This is a genomic window from uncultured Azohydromonas sp., assembly GCF_937926365.1.
Taxonomy (GTDB): domain Bacteria; phylum Pseudomonadota; class Gammaproteobacteria; order Burkholderiales; family Burkholderiaceae_C; genus Azohydromonas.
In genome coordinates this window covers 1-18,580 of record NZ_CALAOH010000082.1, presented here as the reverse complement: position 1 = coordinate 18,580, position 18,580 = coordinate 1, and the positions used below count along the sequence as shown (strand labels likewise).

Here is an 18,580-nt window from a genome sequence, read left to right as displayed (position 1 = left end):
ATGAACCGCCCCATGCGCCCCGCGCTGCCGTTGCGGGCGCAAGCATGGCGCCAGCCGGCCCGGGCCGTCTGGCCGGGCCTTACTTGGCCGACATCGTCAGCGCGGTCAAGTATTCGGCGATGTCGAGCGTGCCGTCCTTGTCCGGGTTGGCGGCCTCGAAGATCGCCTTGCTCTTGATACCGGCCTTGCGGGCCTCCTTCGGATCGAGCGTGCCGTCGTTGTCGGGATTGGCCTCCGTGAACTGGCCCACGATCGCGGCGGCGAATTCCTTCTTGTCCAGCGAGCCGTCGTTGTCCGGGTTGGCCTTGGTGAAGGCCTTCTCGGTGATGCCGAACTTCTTCGCCTCGGCCAGGTCCACGGTGCCGTTCTTGTTGGCATCGGCCTTGGCGAAAGCGGGCTCGACCTGCGCTTCGGTCAACTCGGGATCGGCGGCAAACGCCAGGGCCGAGGTCAGCGAAAGGGTTGCGATGGCAAACAGCGTTTTCATCTCTTGAGGCTCCAAGCAACTGAGCCGGCCTGCGGGGCCGGGACGTCCCAGGTCGGCAGGTCCGCGGGCATCGTGGGGACGCCGTTGCGCCTCGGCCGTGACGCGCCTGGCGTTATGAACGCCTGCCGGCGCGGCGGTCCCACCAGATGGACACCGCGAACACCGCCATGCCACCCAGAGCCAGCAGCGTGCCCACCCAGCCGGTGGAGGTCCAGCCCAGGCCGGCGGCGATGGCCACGCCGCCCAGCCACGCGCCCAGCGCGTTGGCGATGTTGAAGGCGGAGTGGTTGAGCGCGGCGGAGAGCGTCTGCGCCTCGCCGGCCACGTCCATCAGCCGGATCTGCAGCGCCGGCGCGATGGCGACGATGGTGCCGATCAGGAACACGCTGATCGCGGCCATCGCCGCGTGCCCGGCCATGAAGGCGAAGCTGCCCAGCACCACGGCGTTCCACACCAGCAGACCGGCGATCGTGCCCTTGAGCGACTTGTCCGCCAGGCGCGAGCCCAGCAGGTTGCCCACCACCATGCCGATGCCGAACAGCGCCAGCGCCAGCGGCATGGCGTCGATGGACAGGCCCGCGACCTCGATCAGCGTGGGCTTGATGTAGCTGAACACGGCGAACATGCCGCCGAAGCCGATGGCGCCGATGCCCAGCGTCAGCCACACCTGCGGCCGCGCCAGCGCGCCGAGCTCGCGCAGCGGGCTGGCGCCGCCGGCCGCGGGCAGGTCGGGCACGCCGCGGCGGATCAGCACGCAGGCCAGCGTGGCGATGGCGCCCACCAGCACGAAGGCCGCGCGCCAGCCGACGTGCTGGCCCAGCCAGGCCGCGATGGGCACGCCCACCAGCGTGGCGCTGGTCAGGCCCGACATCACCAGTCCCACCGCGCTGGCGCGCCGGTCGGGCGGCGCCAGCGAGGCGGCCACCAGCGCCGCCACGCCAAAGTAGGTGCCATGCGGCAGCCCGGCGACGAAGCGCAGCAGGTTCAACGACAGGTAGCCCGGCGCCAGCGCGCTGGCGAAGTTGCCCAGCGCGAACAGCGCCATCAGCACCAGCAGCAGCGCGCGCCGCGGCCATCCCGCCGCCAGCACGGCCAGCACCGGCGCGCCCAGCACCACGCCCAGCGCGTAGGCGCTGATCACGTGGCCCGCCTGCGGAATGGACACGCCCAGGTCCCGCGCCACCTCGGGCAGCAGGCCCATGATCACGAACTCGCCCGTCCCGATGGCGAAGCCGCCCACGCCCAGCGCAATCACTGAGGGCCAGAAGGCCCGGGCCCGCCGCTCGGCCAGGGCCTGGGACACCGGGGACGAGGACAGCCTGGAAGCGTTGGACAGCGGTGGGGCGGAGGACATGGGCAAAGGGGCCCCGAAGCCCTCACGGCCTCGCCGCATTGACTTCGGTCAAGCCGAAAGAAAGGCGGCGATTGTGTTGCGGTGCAGCAAGTCCTTGCTGATTCAGGGTTAACCCTTAAATTGACTCCATTCGAGACGGCTGTGCGCCCCGATGGCGGACGGTGCTCAGCGTCCGCCGGTGCCGGCCGGCTTCGTCGGCGCCGCGGCCTCGCGCGTCACGAGCCGGATGCCCAGGCACACCAGCAGCAGTGCCAGGGCGTTCTTCCACTCCAGGATGTTCTCGTCCAGGAACAACGCCGACAGCAGCGCGCCGAAAACCGGGATCAGGAAAGTGAAGGCGGTGATGAGGCTGACGCGGTTGTGCTTGAGCAGCAGGCTCCACAGCGCGAAGGCCGCCGAGGACAGCAGCGCCATGTAGAGCAGCAGCGCGGTGGAGGCGGGGGTGAAGCCCGAGAGCCCGCCGCCGCTGCCGTAGCCCAGCAGCAGGAGCAGTGCGCCGCCGATACCCAGTTGCCAGCCCGTCATCACCATCGCGTCCATGCGCTGCGACACGCGCTTGCCGTAGATGGAAGCGGCCGAGAGCACGAAGGCGGCGATGACGATGAAACCTTCGCCCAGCAGCGTGAACTCGAAATCCAGCCCCCCGGCGGCGTGGAAGTTCACGACCATCACGCCCGCGAAGCCCACCAGGCAGCCCAGCACCTTGGCCGGGCTCAAGCGGTCGTTGTGGTAGATGAAATGCGCCAGCAGCACGCTGAAGAACACGCCCGTGGCGTTGAGGATCGAGCCCTTCACGCCTGTCGTGTAGGCCAGCCCGACGTAGAAGAAGATGTACTGCGCCGTGGTCTGCGTCGCGCCCAGCACGGTGAGCATGCCGGGCTGGCGCCGCAACGGGCCCATCACGTCCTTGCGCTGCCAGGCCGCCAGCGCCAGCAGCAGCGCGCCCGCCAGCACGAAGCGCCAGCCCGCGAACACGAGCTTGGACGCCACGTCGCCCGCCTCGATGCCGAACAGCGCAAAACCGCCCTTGATCGCCGGGTAGGCGCTGCCCCAAAGCAGGCAGCACAGGGTGGCGAGCAGGAACACCGTGTTGCGTTCGGTGAAGACGTCAGTGGCCGACGGGGCAGGGCGTGCAGGGGTGGCGCAGGGCATTTCCAGGGTTCGTGAAGGCGATTGAGGGTTGTCATCCAGCCAGCGGAAATTCCTTGGTTGTACGACAACACGCGACAAAAGAACGCACCATTTTGGCCCGCCGAGGCTTCCTCACTCCCAAAGCGCGCCGAATTCCCCTGTTTCTTGCCCCGTGCGGTGCCGTCGCCTCGATCAAGTTGTACGACTTCCAGCGACGACCTAATGGTGTTTCAAAAGGCACGTGCTTGCCTGCGGATTGGCAGGGCGCCTACCCTCGCCGCCCATGGATGTCCCGCTCCGCCCGTGCGCTGCAACGACACCGCCCAGCCGTGGCGGTGTCGGCGCGCGACGGTGTCGATGCGGGCTGCGACGCCAGCCGGCCGCACCCTGCTGAGCCCGGCGATCCCTGTCCCTCCTCTTCGCGCAACGTCGATCGCCGGGCCACCTACAGCGCCCCATCCGTGCCCGGGCACCGCCTGCCCTGGCCTTGCTTGCAGGAACCGTAGATGAACATCCTGACCACCGACGACCGCACGTTGACCGAGCTGGACCACAGCCGCATCGGGCGACTGATCAACCACGATGAGCAGCGCAGCCATCCCATGGCCGCCGTGCTGCAGCAAGCCGAGTTGCTGCCTGCACGCGAGGTTCCCGCCGATGTGGTGACGATGCACTCGCGCGTGCGCCTGACCGACCTGGAAACCGGCCGCCAGCTCAAGCTCACGCTGTGCTACCCGCCCGATGCCGAGCCCGCGCGCGGCTTCGTGTCGGTGCTCTCGCCGGTGGGCATGAGCGTGCTGGGCCTGCGCGTGGGCGAGGTGGCGCGCTGGCGGCTGCCCGACGGCTGGGAAGGCGCGGCGCGGGTGGAGGCCATTGAGTTCCAGCCCGAGGCCCACGGTATCTACACGCTGTAAGCCACGCGCCGGCCGCAGCGTGGAGGCGCCGGCCGGCGCGCGGCGGGCTACGCGTCCTGCTCGCCGGCCGTGGGCTGGTCCTGGCCCGCGTGCGCCGTGGACACCAGCAGGTCCGCGCCGCCTTCGGCCAGCACGTGCTTGGTCACGCTGCCCAGCAGCAGGTCCTCCGTCAGCGAGCGGCCATGCTTGCCGAGCACGACCAGGTCGCAGTCCTGCTCCTGTTCCTGCTCGACGATGCGCAGCGACGCATCGCCTTCCAGCACGCAGCTTGTCCATTGGCCGGGCCGCAGCCCGGCCCGCTCGGCCAGGGCGTGCAACTCCTGCTCGGCCCGGGCGCGGGACTGGAGCCGGTACTGCTCCACCGTCTCCGCGTCCACGCCGGCGAAGCGCAGCTTGTCCTCGAACGGCACCTGGAACACCGTCAGCAGCACCAGCTGCGCGTGCGGCGCCACCTGTCGGGCCAGGGCCAGCGCCTGGGCAGACCAGGGTGAGAAATCAACGGCCACGAGCGCGCGCCGGTAGGGTTCGTGCGGCGTCTGCCGCACCACCAGCAGCGGCGTGAGGGTGCGCCGCAGCAGCCGCTCGGAGGTCGTGCCCACCGCCAGGCGCCGCAGGAAGCCGGCCCCGCGCGCGCCCAGCACCAGCAGCCCGGCGGCCGAGCACTGGGCCTCGGCCAGGATCTCGCGCACGATGGGCCCCGCCTTGGCGCTGATCTCGATCTGCCGCACGTGGCGGGCCGAGCCCACTTCCTGGGCCAGCTGCAGCAGCTGCTGGCGGCCCTGCTCCAGCAGTTGCGACTCCGTGGCGTTGTCCGTGCCCAGCCACTCGCGCAGCAGGCCCAGCACGTCGCCTGGCAGCACGTGCAGCAGCTTCAGCGCGGCGGTGGTTTCATGCGCAACGCGGGCCGCGCGCTGCACGGCATGCCGGGCCGGCGTGGAGAAGTCGGTGGCCACGAGGATCGGGCTCAAGGGGCTCAAGGGGCTCATGCGGTCCTTTCCAGGAGGGGAGGGGGCGGCGCGAGGGATGGCCGAGGGCGCATCTTCGCCGCACCGCGGCGCACGCTCGCGCGTCGCCATGCCGGCAACGCGCTCACCGTTGACCGGCATCAGCCCTCGGCCCCGGCCGCGGAACCCTTGGCCGGTTTTCGACTCAGCACGAGCTTTTTGCCTGAAAAGAGCGGCCCCGACCGACCGCTAGACTGCGCACTCATGTCACTCCTGTTGCTCCTGTGCCTGCCGTTCGTGGGCAGCGCCATTGCCGCGCTGCTGCCCACCAACGCGCGCAACGTCGAATCGCTGTGGGCCGCGGCCGTGGCGCTGGCCGTCGCGGTGCCCCTGGCGCTGCTGTACCCGGAGGTGGCCGGCGGCGCGATGGTGAGCGAGCGATTGCCGTGGCTGTCCGGGCTGGGCGTGGACATCGTGGTGCGGCTCGACGGCTTTGCCTGGATGTTCGCGATGCTGGTCAGCGGCATGGGGCTGCTGGTGATCGTCTACGCGCGCTACTACCTCTCGCCCGAGGACCCCGCGGCCCGCTTCTACTCGCTGCTGCTGGGCTTCATGGGCGCGATGCTGGGGGTGGTGACGGCGGGCAACCTGATCCAGCTGGTGGTGTTCTGGGAGCTCACCAGCGTCTTCTCCTTCCTGCTCATCGGCTACTGGTACCACCGCAAGGACGCGCGGCGCGGCGCGCGCATGGCCTTCACCGTGACGGCCACGGGCGGGCTGGCGCTGCTGGCCGGGCTGCTGATCCTGGGCCACATCGTGGGCAGCCACGACCTCGACGCCGTGCTGGCCGCGGGCGAGACGGTGCGCGCGCACCCGATGTACCCGCTGGCGCTGGGGCTGATCCTGCTGGGCGCGCTGACCAAGAGCGCGCAGTTCCCCTTCCACTTCTGGCTGCCGCACGCCATGGCCGCGCCCACGCCGGTGTCGGCCTACCTGCACTCGGCCACGATGGTCAAGGCCGGCGTGTTCCTGCTGGCGCGGCTGTGGCCGGTGCTCGCGGGCACCGACGCCTGGTTCTGGACCGTGGGCGGCGCGGGCCTGGCCACGCTGCTGCTGGGCGCCTACGCGGCCATGTTCCAGAACGACCTCAAGGGGCTGCTGGCCTACTCGACCATCAGCCACCTGGGGCTGGTCACGCTGCTGCTGGGCCTCAACAGCCCGCTGGCCGCCGTGGCGGCGGTGTTCCACATGATGAACCACGCCACCTTCAAGGCCTCGCTGTTCATGTCCGTGGGCATCATCGACCACGAGACCGGCACCCGCGACATGCGGCGCCTGGACGGCCTGTACCGCAGCATGCCCGTCACCGGCACGCTGGCCATCGTGGCCTGCGCGGCCATGGCCGGCGTGCCGCTGCTCAACGGCTTCCTGTCCAAGGAGATGTTCTTCGCCGAGACGGTGTTCGTGAGCTCGCATCCCAGCGTGGAAGCAGCGTTGCCGCTGGCCGCGACGCTGGCCGGCGTGTTCGCCGTGGTGTATTCGCTGCGCTTCGGGCACGACGTCTTCTTCGGCCCGCCCGCGCGCAACCTGCCGCGCCGGCCGCACGAGCCGGTGCACTGGATGCGGCTGCCCATCGAGCTGCTGGTGCTGGCCTGCGTGGTCGTGGGCACGCTGCCGGCCTGGTCGGTCGGCCCGATGCTGGCCACGGCGGCCCGGCCGGTGGTGGGCGGCACGCTGCCCGACTACAGCCTGGCCGTGTGGCACGGCTTCAACACGCCGCTGGTGATGAGCCTCATCGCGCTGGTGGTGGGCATCGCGGTGTACCTGCGCTTCGCCCCGCACTTCAAGCGCCGCGGCGGACGGGGCGTGCCGCTGGTGCCCTGGGAAGGCAAGCGGCTGTTCGAGTACACGCTGGCCCTGGTCACAGCCCTGGCCTGGCGCGGACGCCGCTGGGCCGGCACGCGGCGGCTGCAGCCGCAACTGTTCTGGATGGTGGCCATCGCCGGCGCCGCGGCGCTGGGCTCGGCGCTGATCGTGCCGCTGGAGTGGGGCCACCGCCAGCGCGTGCCCGCGACGCTGGAGTTCGTGCTGCTGTGGATCATCGCCGGCACCTGCGCCATCGGCGCGGCGTGGCAAGCCAAGTTCCACCGCCTGGCGGCGCTGGTCATGCTGGGCATCGTGGGCCTGGCGCTGTGCATCACCTTCGCCTGGTTCTCCGCGCCCGACCTGGCGCTGACGCAACTGACGGTGGAGGTGGTCACGCTGGTGCTGTTCCTGCTGGGGCTGCGCTGGCTGCCGCGGCGCGTGGAGCTGGACGACCCGCGCACCCTGGGCCGCGCGCGCTGGCGGCGGCGGCGCGACTTCGTGCTGGCGCTGCTCATCGGCACCGGGCTGGCGGCGCTGTCCTACGCGCTGCTCACGCGCGAGGCGCCGCTGAGCATTTCTCCCTTCTTCCTTGAACGCGCGCTGCCCCAGGGCGGCGGCGCCAACGTGGTCAACGTGATGCTGGTGGATTTCCGAGCCTTCGACACGCTGGGCGAGATCACGGTGCTGGGCATCGTGGGCCTGACGGTGTTCGCGCTGCTGCGGCGCTTCAGGCCGCCGCAGGAAGTGATCCACCAGCCCGCGCAGCAGCAGGTGGTCAGCGACAACGTGCACAGCGACCTGGCCGAGCGCCCGGCCGCGACCACGGCCGCGGCAGGGCCCGTGGCCGAGCAGCGCTACCTGGAGGTGCCCGCGGTGCTGGTGCGGCTGCTGCTGCCCGTGGCCGCGATGTTCGCCGTGCACCTGTTCCTGCGCGGGCACAACCAGCCCGGCGGCGGCTTCGTGGCCGGGCTGGTGGTGGCCATCGCCTTCATCGCGCAGTACATGGTCGGCGGCACGCGCTGGGTGGAGGCGCGCATGCACCTGCGCCCGCCGCGCTGGATCGCCGTGGGCCTGCTGCTGGCGCTGTTCACCGGGCTGGGCTCGCTGGTGGTGGGCCATCCCTTCCTGACCACGCACACCGCGCACTTCACGCTGCCGCTCATCGGCGAGGTGCACCTGCCCAGCGCCACCTTCTTCGACCTGGGCGTGTTCTCCGTGGTCGTGGGCGCGACGCTGCTGCTGCTCACGGCCATCGCGCACCAGTCGCTGCGCGTGCGGCGCCGCGCGGACGAGGCCACCGGCGAGGAGGGCCTCTGATGGAGCTCATCGTCTCCCTGGCCATCGGCGTGATGACCGGCGCCGGCGTGTGGCTGGTGCTGCGCCCGCGGACCTTCCAGGTGCTCATCGGGCTGTCGCTGCTGTCCTACGCGGTGAACCTCTTCATCTTCAGCATCGGCAGCCTGGCTGTAGGCAAGGAGCCCATCGTCAAGCCCGGGCTCGCCGCCAACCTGGAGAACTACACCGACCCGCTGCCGCAGTCGCTGGTGCTCACGGCCATCGTCATCGGCTTCGCCACCACGGCGCTGTTCCTGGTGGTGCTGCTGGCGCTGCGCGGCCTGAGCGGCGGCGACCACGTGGACGGCCAGGAGGAGCAGCCATGAACGAGGTCTGGTCCGTTCTGGAGATGCCGCTGCAGCACCTGGTGGTCGCGCCGGTGCTGCTGCCGCTGGCCACGGCCGCGCTCATGCTGCTGCTGGGCACGCGGTGGCGCGGGCTCAAGGCCACGCTCAACCTCGCCTCCACCGTGACGGGGCTGGTGCTGGCGGTGCTGCTGCTGCGCCGGGTGGGCGTGGGCGACGCGGCGCAGGCCTTCTCGCTGTACCTGCCCGGCAACTGGCCCGTGCCCTTCGGCATCGTGCTGGTGGCCGACCGGCTCTCGGCGCTGATGGCGGTGCTGGCCGGCGGCGTGGGGCTGGCCTCGCTGCTCTACGCCCTGGCGCGCTGGCACCAGGCCGGGGTTTATTTCCACGTGCTGTTCCAGCTGCAGCTCATGGGGCTGTACGGCGCCTTCCTCACCGGCGACCTGTTCAACCTGTTCGTCTTCTTCGAGGTGCTGCTGGCCGCCAGCTACGGGCTGCTGCTGCACGGCGACGGCACGGCGCGGGTGCGTGCCGGACTGCACTACATCGCCATCAACCTGGTGGCCTCGCTGATGTTCCTCATCGGCGTGGCGCTGCTCTACGGCGTGGCCGGCACGCTCAACATGGCCGACCTGTCCATGAAGCTGCGCGTGATCCCGGAGAGCGACCGCGGGCTGCTGCATGCCGGGGCCTCGATCCTGGCCATCGCCTTCCTGGCCAAGGCCGCGCTGTGGCCGCTGAACTTCTGGCTGCCACCGGCCTACGCCGCGGCCAGCGCGCCGGTGGCCGGGCTGTTCGCCATCCTCACCAAGGTCGGCGTGTACGCGGTGCTGCGGCTGTGGACGCTGTGCTTCCCGATCGGCGCGGGCGCATCGGCGATGTTCGGCAGCGAGGCGCTGGTGTGGGGCGGGCTGGCGACGCTGGCCTTCGGCTCGGTGAGCATGCTGGCCTCGCAGCAGCTCGCGCGGCTGGCGGGCTACAGCGTCATCGCCTCCTCGGGCACGCTCATCGCCGCGCTGGGCTTCAACCAGCCCGCGCTCAGCAGTGGCGCGCTGTTCTACATGGCCAGCTCCACGCTGGCGGGCTGCGCGCTGTTCCTGCTGGTGGAGCTGCTGGAGCGGGCGCGGCAGGTGGAGGTCGCGCCGCCGCAGCTCGACGACAGCCGCGAGGCGCTGCCGTTCTTCGTGGACGCCGAGCCGCCGGCCGGCACCAACCTCGACGACGACGAGGAGGCGCTCACCGGGCGGGCCATCCCGGCGGCGCTGGCCTTCCTGGGAGTGGCCTTCACCGTGTGCACGCTGGTGGTGGCGGGGCTGCCGCCGCTGTCGGGCTTCGTCGCCAAGCTGGCCATGCTCACGACGCTGCTGTACCTGCAGGAGGGCGCGGGCTGGGTGCTGTTCGCGCTGCTGATCGTCTCCGGCCTGGCGGCCGTCACGGCGCTGCTGCGCGTGGGCATGCGCCACTTCTGGACGCTGCAAGCCCGGCCCGCGCCACGGCTGCGCATCATCGAGACGCTGCCCATCGGGCTGCTGCTGCTGGGCTGCCTGCTGCTGTCGGTGCACGGCGACGCGGCCCTGCGCTACATGCGCCGCACGGCCGACACGCTGCACCAGCCCGGGCGCTACATCGACGCCGTGATGGGGGCGCGGCCCGTGGCGCCGGCCGAGCTTGTCGCACCGGCCGTGGAGGCCACGCCATGAAGCGCTGGCTGCCCGCCCCCTTGCTGTCGGCCGCGCTGTTCGCGCTGTGGCTGATGCTCCAGGAGAGCCTGAGCCCGGCGCACCTGCTGCTGGGCGGCGTGCTGGCCGTGCTGCTGCCGCGGCTGATGGCGCCGCTGCGGCCTCCGAGCGGCCCGGTACGCCGGCCGCTGGTGCTGGCGCGGTTGATCCTGACGGTGGGCCACGACGTGGTGCTGTCGGCGCTGCAGGTGGCGCACGGCACGCTGCGCGCGCGCTGGCGGCCGCCGCGCGGCCGCTTCGTGTTGATCCCGCTGGAGCTGCGGGACGAGCACGCGCTGGCCGCGCTGTCGGTGATCACGGCCGTCGTACCCGGTACCGTCTGGTGCGAGCTCGCGCCCGACCGCAGCGCGCTGCTGCTGCACGTATTCGACGTCGGGGACGAAGCCGCGTTCGTCAACCACTACAAGCAGCGCTACGAGCGGCCGCTGCGGGAGATCTTCCAATGAGCCCTGTGCTTTCCGTGGCGATCACGGTGACGCTGGTGATGTACGTGCTGGCCATGGGGCTGGGGCTGATGCGCCTGTTCCGCGGCCCCAGCGCGCAGGACCGCGTGCTGGCCGTGGACTTCATGTACGTCGTGGGCATGCTGCTGATGCTGGTGCTGGCCATCCGCTACGACAGCAGCATGTACTTCGAGGGCGCGCTGCTGATGGTGCTGTTCGGCTTCGTGAGCTCGGTGGCGCTGGCCAAGTTCCTGCTGCGCGGGGAGGTCATCGAATGACCAGTACCAGCGAGTGGGTCGTGGCCGTGCTGCTGGTGCTCAGCGGCGCGATGGTGCTGGCCGCCGGCCTGGGCCTGTGGCGGCTGCCGGACTTCTTCCTGCGCATGCACGCGCCAGCGCTGGCCTCGACGCTGGCGGCGTGGATCGTCACGCTGGCCTCCATCGTCCATTTCTCGGCCCGTGGCGAAGGCCTGTCGCTGCACGTGTGGCTGATCATCATCGTGCTGTCCATCACCGCACCGGTGACGACCATGGTGCTGGCCCGCGCGGCGCTGTTCCGCCGCCGCCAGGCGGGCGATGCGCTGCCGCCCGCGCTCAAGCCTCGGCGCCAGGAGCGTCCACCGCCGTCTCCTCGATGAGCCGCACCAGCGGCACCAGGCGCTGCTCCACCGACGCTGCCAGCGCACGCAGCTCCGCCGCGTCCATGCAGCCCTCGCGCAGCCGCGTCTCCAGCGCCTGGGCGGACTCGGCCAGCTCGGTGGCGCCCAGCGTGGCGGCCAGGCCCTTGAGCCCATGCGCCGTGAGACGGGCGGCGTTGAAATCCTGCCGCGCCACGCTTTGCGCCAGCCGCTCGCCGTCGCGGCCGTGGTGGCTGGCGAAGAGCCGCAGCAGCGCGCCGTAGCGGTGCTCCAGGCCGGCCAGCCGCGTCAGGGCCCCGTCCACGTCCATGCCCGGGTGCTGCGCCAGCCGGGCCAGCAGGTCGTCCTGCGATGCCGAGGCACCGGCCGCCGCGGCCGGCCCGGCGGACAGTGCCGCCTCGGACACCGGCGCAGGCTGGACCCGGACCGCTGGCGCGGGCGGCGGCGCGGGCGCCAGCGGCGGCAGCCACTTCAGCAGCACCGCGTACAGGGCCTGCGGGTTCACCGGCTTGCCGATGAAGTCGCTCATGCCCGCGGCCAGGCACTCGGCGCGGTCCTCCTCGAAGGCGTTGGCGGTCATGGCGATGACGGGCAGCGCGGCCAGCGCCGGTTGCGCCCGCAACGCGCGCGTGGCCTCCAGGCCGTCCATCACCGGCATCTGCACGTCCATCAGCACCAGGGCGTAGGGCTCGCGCCGCAGCTGCGCCAGCGCCGCCTCGCCGTCCTGAGCCACGTCCACCACCAGCCCCACGCCGTGCAGCAGCTCCAGCGCCACTTCGCGGTTGATGGCGTTGTCCTCGGCCAGCAGCACGCGCGCGCCGGCATGGCGCCGCCGCAGTTCGGTCTCGGCCTGCACCCCGGCGGGCCCGGCCGCCTGCACCGGCTCGCCGCGGCCCAGCCAGGCCGTGAACCAGAACAGGCTGCCACGGCCGGGCGTGCTGTCGGCGCCGGCCTCGCCGCCCATGAGCGCGGCCACGCGCCGCGTGATGGCCAGCCCCAGCCCCGTGCCACCGTGCTGGCGCGTGGTCGATCGGTCAGCCTGCTCGAAGGCCTCGAACAGCCGCGGCAGCAGCTGCGCGTCGATGCCCATGCCGGTGTCCTCGACCTCGAAGCGCATCAGCTGCCGCTCGCCGCGCCGCTCCAGCAGCCGTGCGCGCAGCGTGATCTGCCCCTGCGCCGTGAACTTCACGGCGTTGGCAGCGTAGTTGAGCAGCGCCTGGCGCACGCGGGTGTCGTCGCCGCGCAGCCAGGACGGCGCGCCCTCGGCAACGACCCGCACCTCCAGGCCCTTGGCCGCGGCGGCAGGGGCGATGAAGGAGCGCACCTGCTCCAGCAGGGCGCCCAGGCCGAAATCGCGCTCCTCCAGCCGCAGCTTGCCGGCTTCGATCTTCGAGAGGTCCAGCACGTCGTTGATGATGGACAGCAGGTGCCGCGCCGCGCCGTCGATCTTGCCCAGCCGCGCCGACTGCTGCGGCGTGGCGCCGTCGCGCTGCAGCAGGTGCGTCAGGCCCAGGATGGCGTTCATGGGCGTGCGGATCTCGTGGCTCATGCTGGCCAGGAACGCGCTCTTGGCGCGGCTGGCGGCCTCGGCCTCGTCGCGGCGCTGCTGCAGCTCGATCTCGCTGGCGCGGCGCCGGGCGTTCTCGCGCCACAGCAGCGCCAGGATGCCCAGCAGCAGCAGCGTGCCGAAGGCGCCGCCGCCCAGCAGCGTGCGGCGCGCGCGCTGGATGTCGGCCTGCTTGGCCGCCACGCTGTGTTCCAGCAGGCGCTGCTGTTGCGCCTGCAACTCCGTGATCTGCTGCCGGATGCCCAGCATGTGGACCTCGCCGTCCACGGCCGCGAGCACGCTCTGGCGCGCGGCCGCCGGGCCCTGCATGCGCATGAGCTCCACGCTGGCCTGCATGCGCAGCAGCTCTTCATGGATGGGCACGGCCAACCGCGCCAGCCAATGGTGCTGCTCGGGCTGGCCCTCCAGCAGCCGTTGCGCGGACGCCAGCTGGCCCTGCGCGGCCAGCACGGCGCGATGGAAGAGCTCCTGCCGCAGTTCCTCCCCGGTCAGGATGTAGCCGTACAGCGCCGATTCCGCGTTGACCAGGGACAGGCTGAGCCGGTCCAGCTCGTGCAGCGCCAGCTCCTGGCGCGTCTCCCGGCGGTCGGACTCGGCCAGGCTGTTGAGCCGGTCCGAGACCACCCAGCCCACCGACAGCAGCACGGCCAGCGCCACGGTGGTGACCAGGCGCGAGAGCTGCCCCTCGCCGTGCCGCGGCCGCATCACCAGCAGCATCCCTGCCGCCAGGCCCAGCATGCCGAGGGCGGCATGCGCCGTCATGGCGCGGTACATGCCCAGGCGGTAGAGCGCGTCGTTGCCGAACAGGTAGCCGAACAGCGCCACCAGGGCGAGGAAGCCGGTGCCCAGGGCGCAATAGCGCGCGCCGCGCGAGCCGATCCAGCCCGGCCCCGAGGCCAGCGCGCTGCCGCACAGCACGAAGCACAAGGCCGTCAGCGGCGCCATGCGGGCCGAGCTCTCGCCCGCAACGCGGTGGACGTCGATCAGCCAGGCGTCGATGCCCAGATCGATGCCGGCCAGATCCTGGAACAGCGCGGCGAGCGCCAGCACCACGACCAGCGCGCCCAGGGCGCGGGCCAGCCGGCGCCACGGCAACGGCTTGAATCCCCACGCCAGCAGCGCGGTGCCGCAAAGCACGAAGCCGGCCGCCCCGTTGGGCTTCATGGACTCGAAGCGCGGCAGCACGTGGCGCAGCGTGGGAATGTCCAGCACCCAGCCCAGCAGCACGGCGCCGCCCAGCGCCGTCACCGCGGCGGCCAGCAGCCGCGTGGCTCGCAGGGCACGGCGTTCGGCGGCCGGATCGTCGGAAAGCGGGGAGGGCGCCTGGAGCGGGGCGTCGGTCACAGGGGGTACTGCTTGGGCAAAGCGGGGACAGGCAGCTGTCCATTTTCCCCTGTCCGGCTCCGGCGGCTCCACGGCCGTGACGAGGCAGCTTGATCAGCCTCAAGGTCAGCCCACGGCCGGTGTGCAAGTCCTTGCGCGCTTACTGCTGCTCCTCCTGCGCCTGCGAGGCCATGCGCGCCGGCGCGTTGACGGCGCCGTAGCCGTCATAGCCGCCCAGGCGCTGCACCAGCTCGAAGAAGAAGCCCGCGCCGGCATAGCCCTCGGTGTAGGCGTGCAGGTAGTCGCCCTGCGGGCTACGGTCGAACAGCACGCCCGCCGCGCGCAGCCGCTCCACGAGCTCCGGCGCCAGCTCGAAGCGGGTGGGCAGGTCGTCGTAGTAGTTGTCGGAGATGGGCACGAAGCGCACGCCCGCGCGCCGGAGCTTGTCCACCGCGGCGAAGAGGTCGCGGCAACCGAAAGCGATGTGCTGCACGCCCACGCCACCGCTGGCCTGCGCGGCCCGCGCCATGCGCGTGCGCTCGCTCATGCTCATGTTGAGCACCAAGCGCAGCTGCCGCGCCGCGTCCGACAGGCCGGTGCTGCGGATCAGGCCGAAGGGATCGGCGAACTTCACCGCGTCGCCCGCGCCCAGGCCCAGTACCGCGCGGCAGAACAGCACCCAGGTGTCGAGCCGGTCCGGCGTCAGGCCGATGGCCAGGTGGTCGATGGACTCCAGGCCCGCGCCGCCGGCGCCGTCCGCGGGCTCGGGTTCGAGGATGAAATCCTTCTCGAACAGCCCGTTCTCGCCCAGCGCCTCGTCCACGAAGTGCACCACGATGCCGCCCGGCGCCACGATCGAGGGCAGCCGCTGCTCGCCCGTGCCGGTGGGCGCGTCGTAGCGGGCCGACTGCAGCGCGGTGGCCCGGTTGAAGGCGCCCACGGGATCGCCGGTGCGCAGGCCCAGCGCACACACCGACGGCCCCTGCAGGCTGAAACGTTCGCGCGCGGCCGGGGTGGCCTGCTGGTTGAGCACCAGGTTGATGCCGCCCTGGCGGAACAGCGTCACGGCCTTGGAGCGGTGCCGCCCGGCGAAGCGGAAGCCCAGTTGCCGCACCAGGTGGCCCAGCTCCTCGGCGTGCGTGCCGTCCACCGCGAACTCGATGAAGCTCAGGCCGCTGAAGCGCGGCACCGCCGGCGGGTCGAACAGCACCTGGCGCTGCAGCAGCCGCGCCGCCTGGGCGTCCTCGCCCTGCGCCTGCTCCAGGCGCTGGCGCACCTCGCTCTCCAGCCACAGCAGCGAGCGCATGGCGTCCACCGCGATGCGGCGGTTGGGCGTGGCGCGGAACACGTCGTTGAAGATCTCCAGCGACAGCGGCCCGCCGTAGCCCGCGCGCACGCACTGCTCGAAGAACGTGACCACGTCGAACTGGCCCTGGCCGGGGAAGTTGCGGTGGTGGCGCGCCCAGTCGATCACGTCCAGGCCCAGCAGCGGTGCGTCGGCCATCTGCACGAAGAAGAGCTTTTCACCGACGTCTGCAATCCCCGTCGGGCTGTCCTTGAGCGATGCAGTATGAAAACTGTCCACGATCAGGCCCAGGTGCGGATGGTCCGCCCGCTGCACGATGTCCCAGGCCTGGCGCCATTTGTTGACGTGGCGGCCCCAGGCCAGTGCCTCGAAGCCGATGCGCAGGTTGCGCCGCGCCGCGCGCTCGGCCAACACATGCAACTGCTCGGCGGCGAGCTGCGGGTCGGGCAGCGCCAGCGGCGAGGTGTTGGAGCACACCAGCACCATCGGGCAACCCAGCGCCTCCATCAGGTCGAACTTCTTCTCGGCGCGCACCAGGCTGCGCTCGAAGGCGTCCTGGGGCATGCCCTCGAAGTCACGGAAGGGCTGGAAGAGCTCGACCTTCAGGCCCAGGTCGTCGCACTGCTGCCGCAACTCGGCGGCGGACATGCGCGCGTTGGTGAAGTCGGGCTCGAACAGCTCGATGCCGTCGAAGCGCGCGGCGGCGATCGCCTGCAGCTTGTCGCGCAGCGTGCCGGAGAGGGAGACGGTGGCGATGGAGCGGCGCATGGGGGAGAGCCTCCTGATCTGACTGTTCCGTGAAAAAGTGTCCGTTCGGGCTGAGGTATCGAAGCCCTGCCGCTCGGCCGGGGCCGTTCACCCTTCGATACCTCAGGGCGAACGGAAATCCGATCAGGACGCGCGCTCGGCCAGCAGGCGGCGGAAATGGGCATCGATGCGCGCAGCATCGGGCTCGCGCCCGGTGAAGAGCCTGAAGGCGCCCACGGCCTGGCCCACGGCCATGCCGCCGCCGTCCACCGTGTGGCAGCCCTTGGCGCGCGCGGCCTTGAGCAGCGCGGTGTCGATGGGGAAGTACACGACCTCCGACACCCACAGTTCGGGTCGCAGCAGCGCCTCGGCCAGCGGCAGGCCCGGCATCTTGTCCATGCCCATCGGGGTGGCGTGGATCAGGCCCGTGGCGTCGGCGATGCCGCCGGCGATGTCGCCCACCGCCACGGCGCGGCCCGCGCCGTAGAGGCGGTTGAGCTCCGCGGCCAGCCCTTCAGCACGCGCCGGGTCCACGTCGTAGAGGCGCAGTTCCTTGACGCCCATGCGCAGCGCCGCGTGCGCGATGGCCGAGCCCGCGCCGCCGGTGCCCAGCAGCAGGACACGGGACAGGTCCGCGTCCGGCAGCTGGCGTTTGAAATTCCAGGACCAGCCCGAGCCGTCGGTGTTGTGGCCGATGAGCTTGCCGTCGCGGTGCACCACGGTGTTGACCGCCCCCATGGCGCGCGCCTCGTCGGAGAGCTCATCGAGCAGCGGGATGACGGCCTGCTTGCAGGGAAAGGTGATGTTCAGCCCGGCAAAGCCCATGGTGCGCACGGCCGCCAGCAGCGTGGGCAGCAGCTCGGGGCCGGACTTCGTGGTGTCCAGGTCGATGAGCTGGTAGTGCATGCGCAGGCCGTGGTGGCGCGCTTCCTCCTCCTGCATCGCGGGCGTGAGCGAGCGCTGGATGCCCGCGCCGATCAGGCCCACGAGCAGCTTGTTGTGAGGGAAGGCCAGGGGGGCGGAGGAGGCAGACATGGTGAGTGTGGAAGTCGTTAGGCAAAGAAAAGGGGCGGCCGAGGCCGCCCCCCGAAGCGCGGCGCTTACTTGCGGACCTTGGCGATCTCGGCGTTGAGCGCCTTGACGGTGTCGGCACCGACCACCGCGGTCTGCTTGTCGATCACGGGCTTGACCTTGGCGCGCAGCTTCTCGACCTCGGCCGCGGGCAGCTCCGTCACCTGCATGCCGGACTTCTTCAACTCGTCCAGCGCCTGGTCGGCCTGGGTGCGCGAGATGCCGCGCTGGTAGGTGGTGGCGGCGTCAACGGCCTCGGTGAGGATCTTCTTCTCCTCGGCCGAGAGCGAGTCCCAGAACTTCTTGCTGGCGATCACCGCCTGCGGGTTGTAGATGTGCTTGGTCAGCGCGAGGTGCTTCTGCACCTCGTTGAACTTGTTGGCGCGGATGACGGTGGCCGGGTTCTCCTGGCCGTCGATGGCCTTCTGCTCCAGCGCCGGGTACACCTCGGGGAAAGGCATGGGCGTGGCGTTGGCGCCCAGCGCGTTGAAGAGGTCGATGTAGATCGGCGACTGGATGACGCGGATCTTCAGCCCGGCGATGTCATCGGCCTTGTTGATGGCGCGCCTGCTGTTGCTCAGGTGGCGGAAGCCCAGGTCCCAGTAGTTCAGGCCCACCAGGTTCTTGGCCTCCAGCTTCTGCAGCAGCCCCTTGCCGAAGGGGCCGTCGGTCACGGCGTCGGCTTCCTGCGCGTTGTTGAACAGGAAGGGGAAGTCGTAGACCGCGAACTCCTTGACCTGCGACTGCAGGATGCCGGCGTTGAGCACCGTCATCTCGATGGTGCCGCCCTGCATCGCGGAGACGGTCTGCACGTCGCCGCCCAGCGTGCCGCCGGGGAACAGCTTCACCGTGATCTTGCCGCCGGACTTCTGTGCCACCAGGTCGGCGAACTTCTGCGCGCCCATGCCCTGCGGGTGCTCCTTGGGATTCTGGAACGCGAACTTGACGGTGCGCTCCTTGACCTGGGCCTGGGCGGACAGCGGCAGCAGCGCCATCACGGCAGTGGCGGCAGCGGCGGCGAAGAGGGTGCGGACGAGTTTCATGCAATGGTCTCCGGGATTCGTGGAACGGGAGTTGCGGACAGGTAGGGCGAGGCGGCCGGCACCCGCACGAGGGCGCCGACCGTTGCACGGTCAATTGGCCAGCCAGCGCGCCGGCACGATGACGATGGAGGGGAAGAGCACCAGCAGGAACATGACGGCGAACTGCGTCGCCATGAACGGGAGGACGCCGCGCGTCACCTCGTCCATCTTCATGCGGCCCACGCCGGCCACGACGTTGAGCACGGTGCCCACCGGCGGCGTGACCAGGCCGATGGCGTTGTTCATGATGAACAGCACGCCGAAGTAGACCGGGTCGATCCCCGCGGCCTTGATCACCGGCATCAGCACCGGGGTCATGATCAGGATGG

At 71.0% G+C, this 18,580-nt stretch carries 16 protein-coding genes; 7 read left to right on the top strand and 9 right to left on the bottom strand.

The window, feature by feature from the left end; genetic code table 11:
* Positions 1-79: 79 nt before the first annotated feature.
* From Q0741_RS08140 to Q0741_RS08130, 3 genes are all read right to left on the bottom strand, one after another.
* A complete protein-coding gene (locus Q0741_RS08140) occupies positions 80-487 on the bottom strand; it encodes a hypothetical protein (RefSeq protein WP_298232698.1) in 408 nt (135 codons plus the stop codon).
* A gap of 112 nt (positions 488-599) precedes the next feature.
* Entirely contained in the window at positions 600-1,841 is a 1,242-nt protein-coding gene (locus Q0741_RS08135; RefSeq protein WP_298232697.1) for an MFS transporter, read from the bottom strand.
* A 165-nt stretch (positions 1,842-2,006) separates the two neighbouring features.
* Positions 2,007-2,993: a DMT family transporter gene (locus Q0741_RS08130; protein ID WP_298232696.1), complete on the bottom strand. Its 987-nt coding sequence runs from the start codon at positions 2,991-2,993 to the stop codon at positions 2,007-2,009.
* Positions 2,994-3,478: 485 nt separating this feature from the next.
* On the opposite strand from Q0741_RS08130, the gene Q0741_RS08125 reads away from it, so the two are divergent.
* Complete coding sequence (locus Q0741_RS08125; protein WP_298232695.1) at positions 3,479-3,886, top strand: GreA/GreB family elongation factor; 408 nt, start codon at positions 3,479-3,481, stop codon at positions 3,884-3,886.
* A gap of 47 nt (positions 3,887-3,933) precedes the next feature.
* Here the strand turns inward: Q0741_RS08125 and Q0741_RS08120 are convergent, their stop codons facing one another.
* Positions 3,934-4,872 (bottom strand): universal stress protein, encoded by a 939-nt coding sequence (locus Q0741_RS08120; RefSeq protein WP_298232694.1) that lies wholly within the window; start codon positions 4,870-4,872, stop codon positions 3,934-3,936.
* A gap of 222 nt (positions 4,873-5,094) precedes the next feature.
* On the opposite strand from Q0741_RS08120, the gene Q0741_RS08115 reads away from it, so the two are divergent.
* The 6 genes from Q0741_RS08115 to mnhG are packed head-to-tail and all read left to right on the top strand — an operon-like array spanning position 5,095 to position 11,155.
* Entirely contained in the window at positions 5,095-8,013 is a 2,919-nt protein-coding gene (locus Q0741_RS08115; RefSeq protein WP_298232693.1) for a monovalent cation/H+ antiporter subunit A, read from the top strand.
* Positions 8,013-8,357: a Na+/H+ antiporter subunit C gene (locus Q0741_RS08110; protein WP_298232692.1), complete on the top strand. Its 345-nt coding sequence runs from the start codon at positions 8,013-8,015 to the stop codon at positions 8,355-8,357. Before Q0741_RS08115 ends, Q0741_RS08110 begins: the two co-directional genes overlap by 1 nt.
* Positions 8,354-10,036 carry a monovalent cation/H+ antiporter subunit D gene (locus Q0741_RS08105; RefSeq protein ID WP_298232691.1) on the top strand — a complete coding sequence of 561 codons (1,683 nt, stop codon included), beginning with the start codon at positions 8,354-8,356 and terminating at the stop codon, positions 10,034-10,036. The genes Q0741_RS08110 and Q0741_RS08105 overlap by 4 nt, the downstream gene beginning before the upstream one ends.
* Positions 10,033-10,521: a Na+/H+ antiporter subunit E gene (locus tag Q0741_RS08100; RefSeq protein ID WP_298232690.1), complete on the top strand. Its 489-nt coding sequence runs from the start codon at positions 10,033-10,035 to the stop codon at positions 10,519-10,521. The genes Q0741_RS08105 and Q0741_RS08100 overlap by 4 nt, the downstream gene beginning before the upstream one ends.
* Positions 10,518-10,796: a K+/H+ antiporter subunit F gene (locus tag Q0741_RS08095; protein ID WP_298232689.1), complete on the top strand. Its 279-nt coding sequence runs from the start codon at positions 10,518-10,520 to the stop codon at positions 10,794-10,796. The genes Q0741_RS08100 and Q0741_RS08095 overlap by 4 nt, the downstream gene beginning before the upstream one ends.
* Complete coding sequence (gene mnhG, locus Q0741_RS08090) at positions 10,793-11,155, top strand: monovalent cation/H(+) antiporter subunit G (RefSeq protein WP_298232688.1); 363 nt, start codon at positions 10,793-10,795, stop codon at positions 11,153-11,155. The genes Q0741_RS08095 and mnhG overlap by 4 nt, the downstream gene beginning before the upstream one ends.
* Here the strand turns inward: mnhG and Q0741_RS08085 are convergent.
* The 5 genes from Q0741_RS08085 to Q0741_RS08065 all read right to left on the bottom strand — a co-directional run.
* The gene (locus Q0741_RS08085; protein WP_298232687.1) at positions 11,112-14,066 is read right to left on the bottom strand and encodes a response regulator; all 2,955 of its coding nucleotides are present in this window, start codon (positions 14,064-14,066) and stop codon (positions 11,112-11,114) included. The two genes, mnhG and Q0741_RS08085, sit on opposite strands and share 44 nt — an antisense overlap.
* A 139-nt stretch (positions 14,067-14,205) precedes the next feature.
* Positions 14,206-16,119, bottom strand: coding sequence for a sugar phosphate isomerase/epimerase and 4-hydroxyphenylpyruvate domain-containing protein (locus Q0741_RS08080; protein ID WP_298232686.1), 1,914 nt, complete (start codon positions 16,117-16,119; stop codon positions 14,206-14,208).
* A gap of 123 nt (positions 16,120-16,242) precedes the next feature.
* Positions 16,243-17,133, bottom strand: a complete 891-nt coding sequence (locus Q0741_RS08075; protein ID WP_298232685.1) for a shikimate dehydrogenase — start codon at positions 17,131-17,133, stop codon at positions 16,243-16,245.
* 65 nt (positions 17,134-17,198) lie between these two features.
* Positions 17,199-18,212, bottom strand: a complete 1,014-nt coding sequence (locus Q0741_RS08070; protein WP_298232684.1) for a TRAP transporter substrate-binding protein — start codon at positions 18,210-18,212, stop codon at positions 17,199-17,201.
* Positions 18,213-18,302: 90 nt separating this feature from the next.
* The coding region (locus Q0741_RS08065; protein WP_298232683.1) for a TRAP transporter large permease subunit at positions 18,303-18,580 on the bottom strand (278 nt) is incomplete at its 5' end.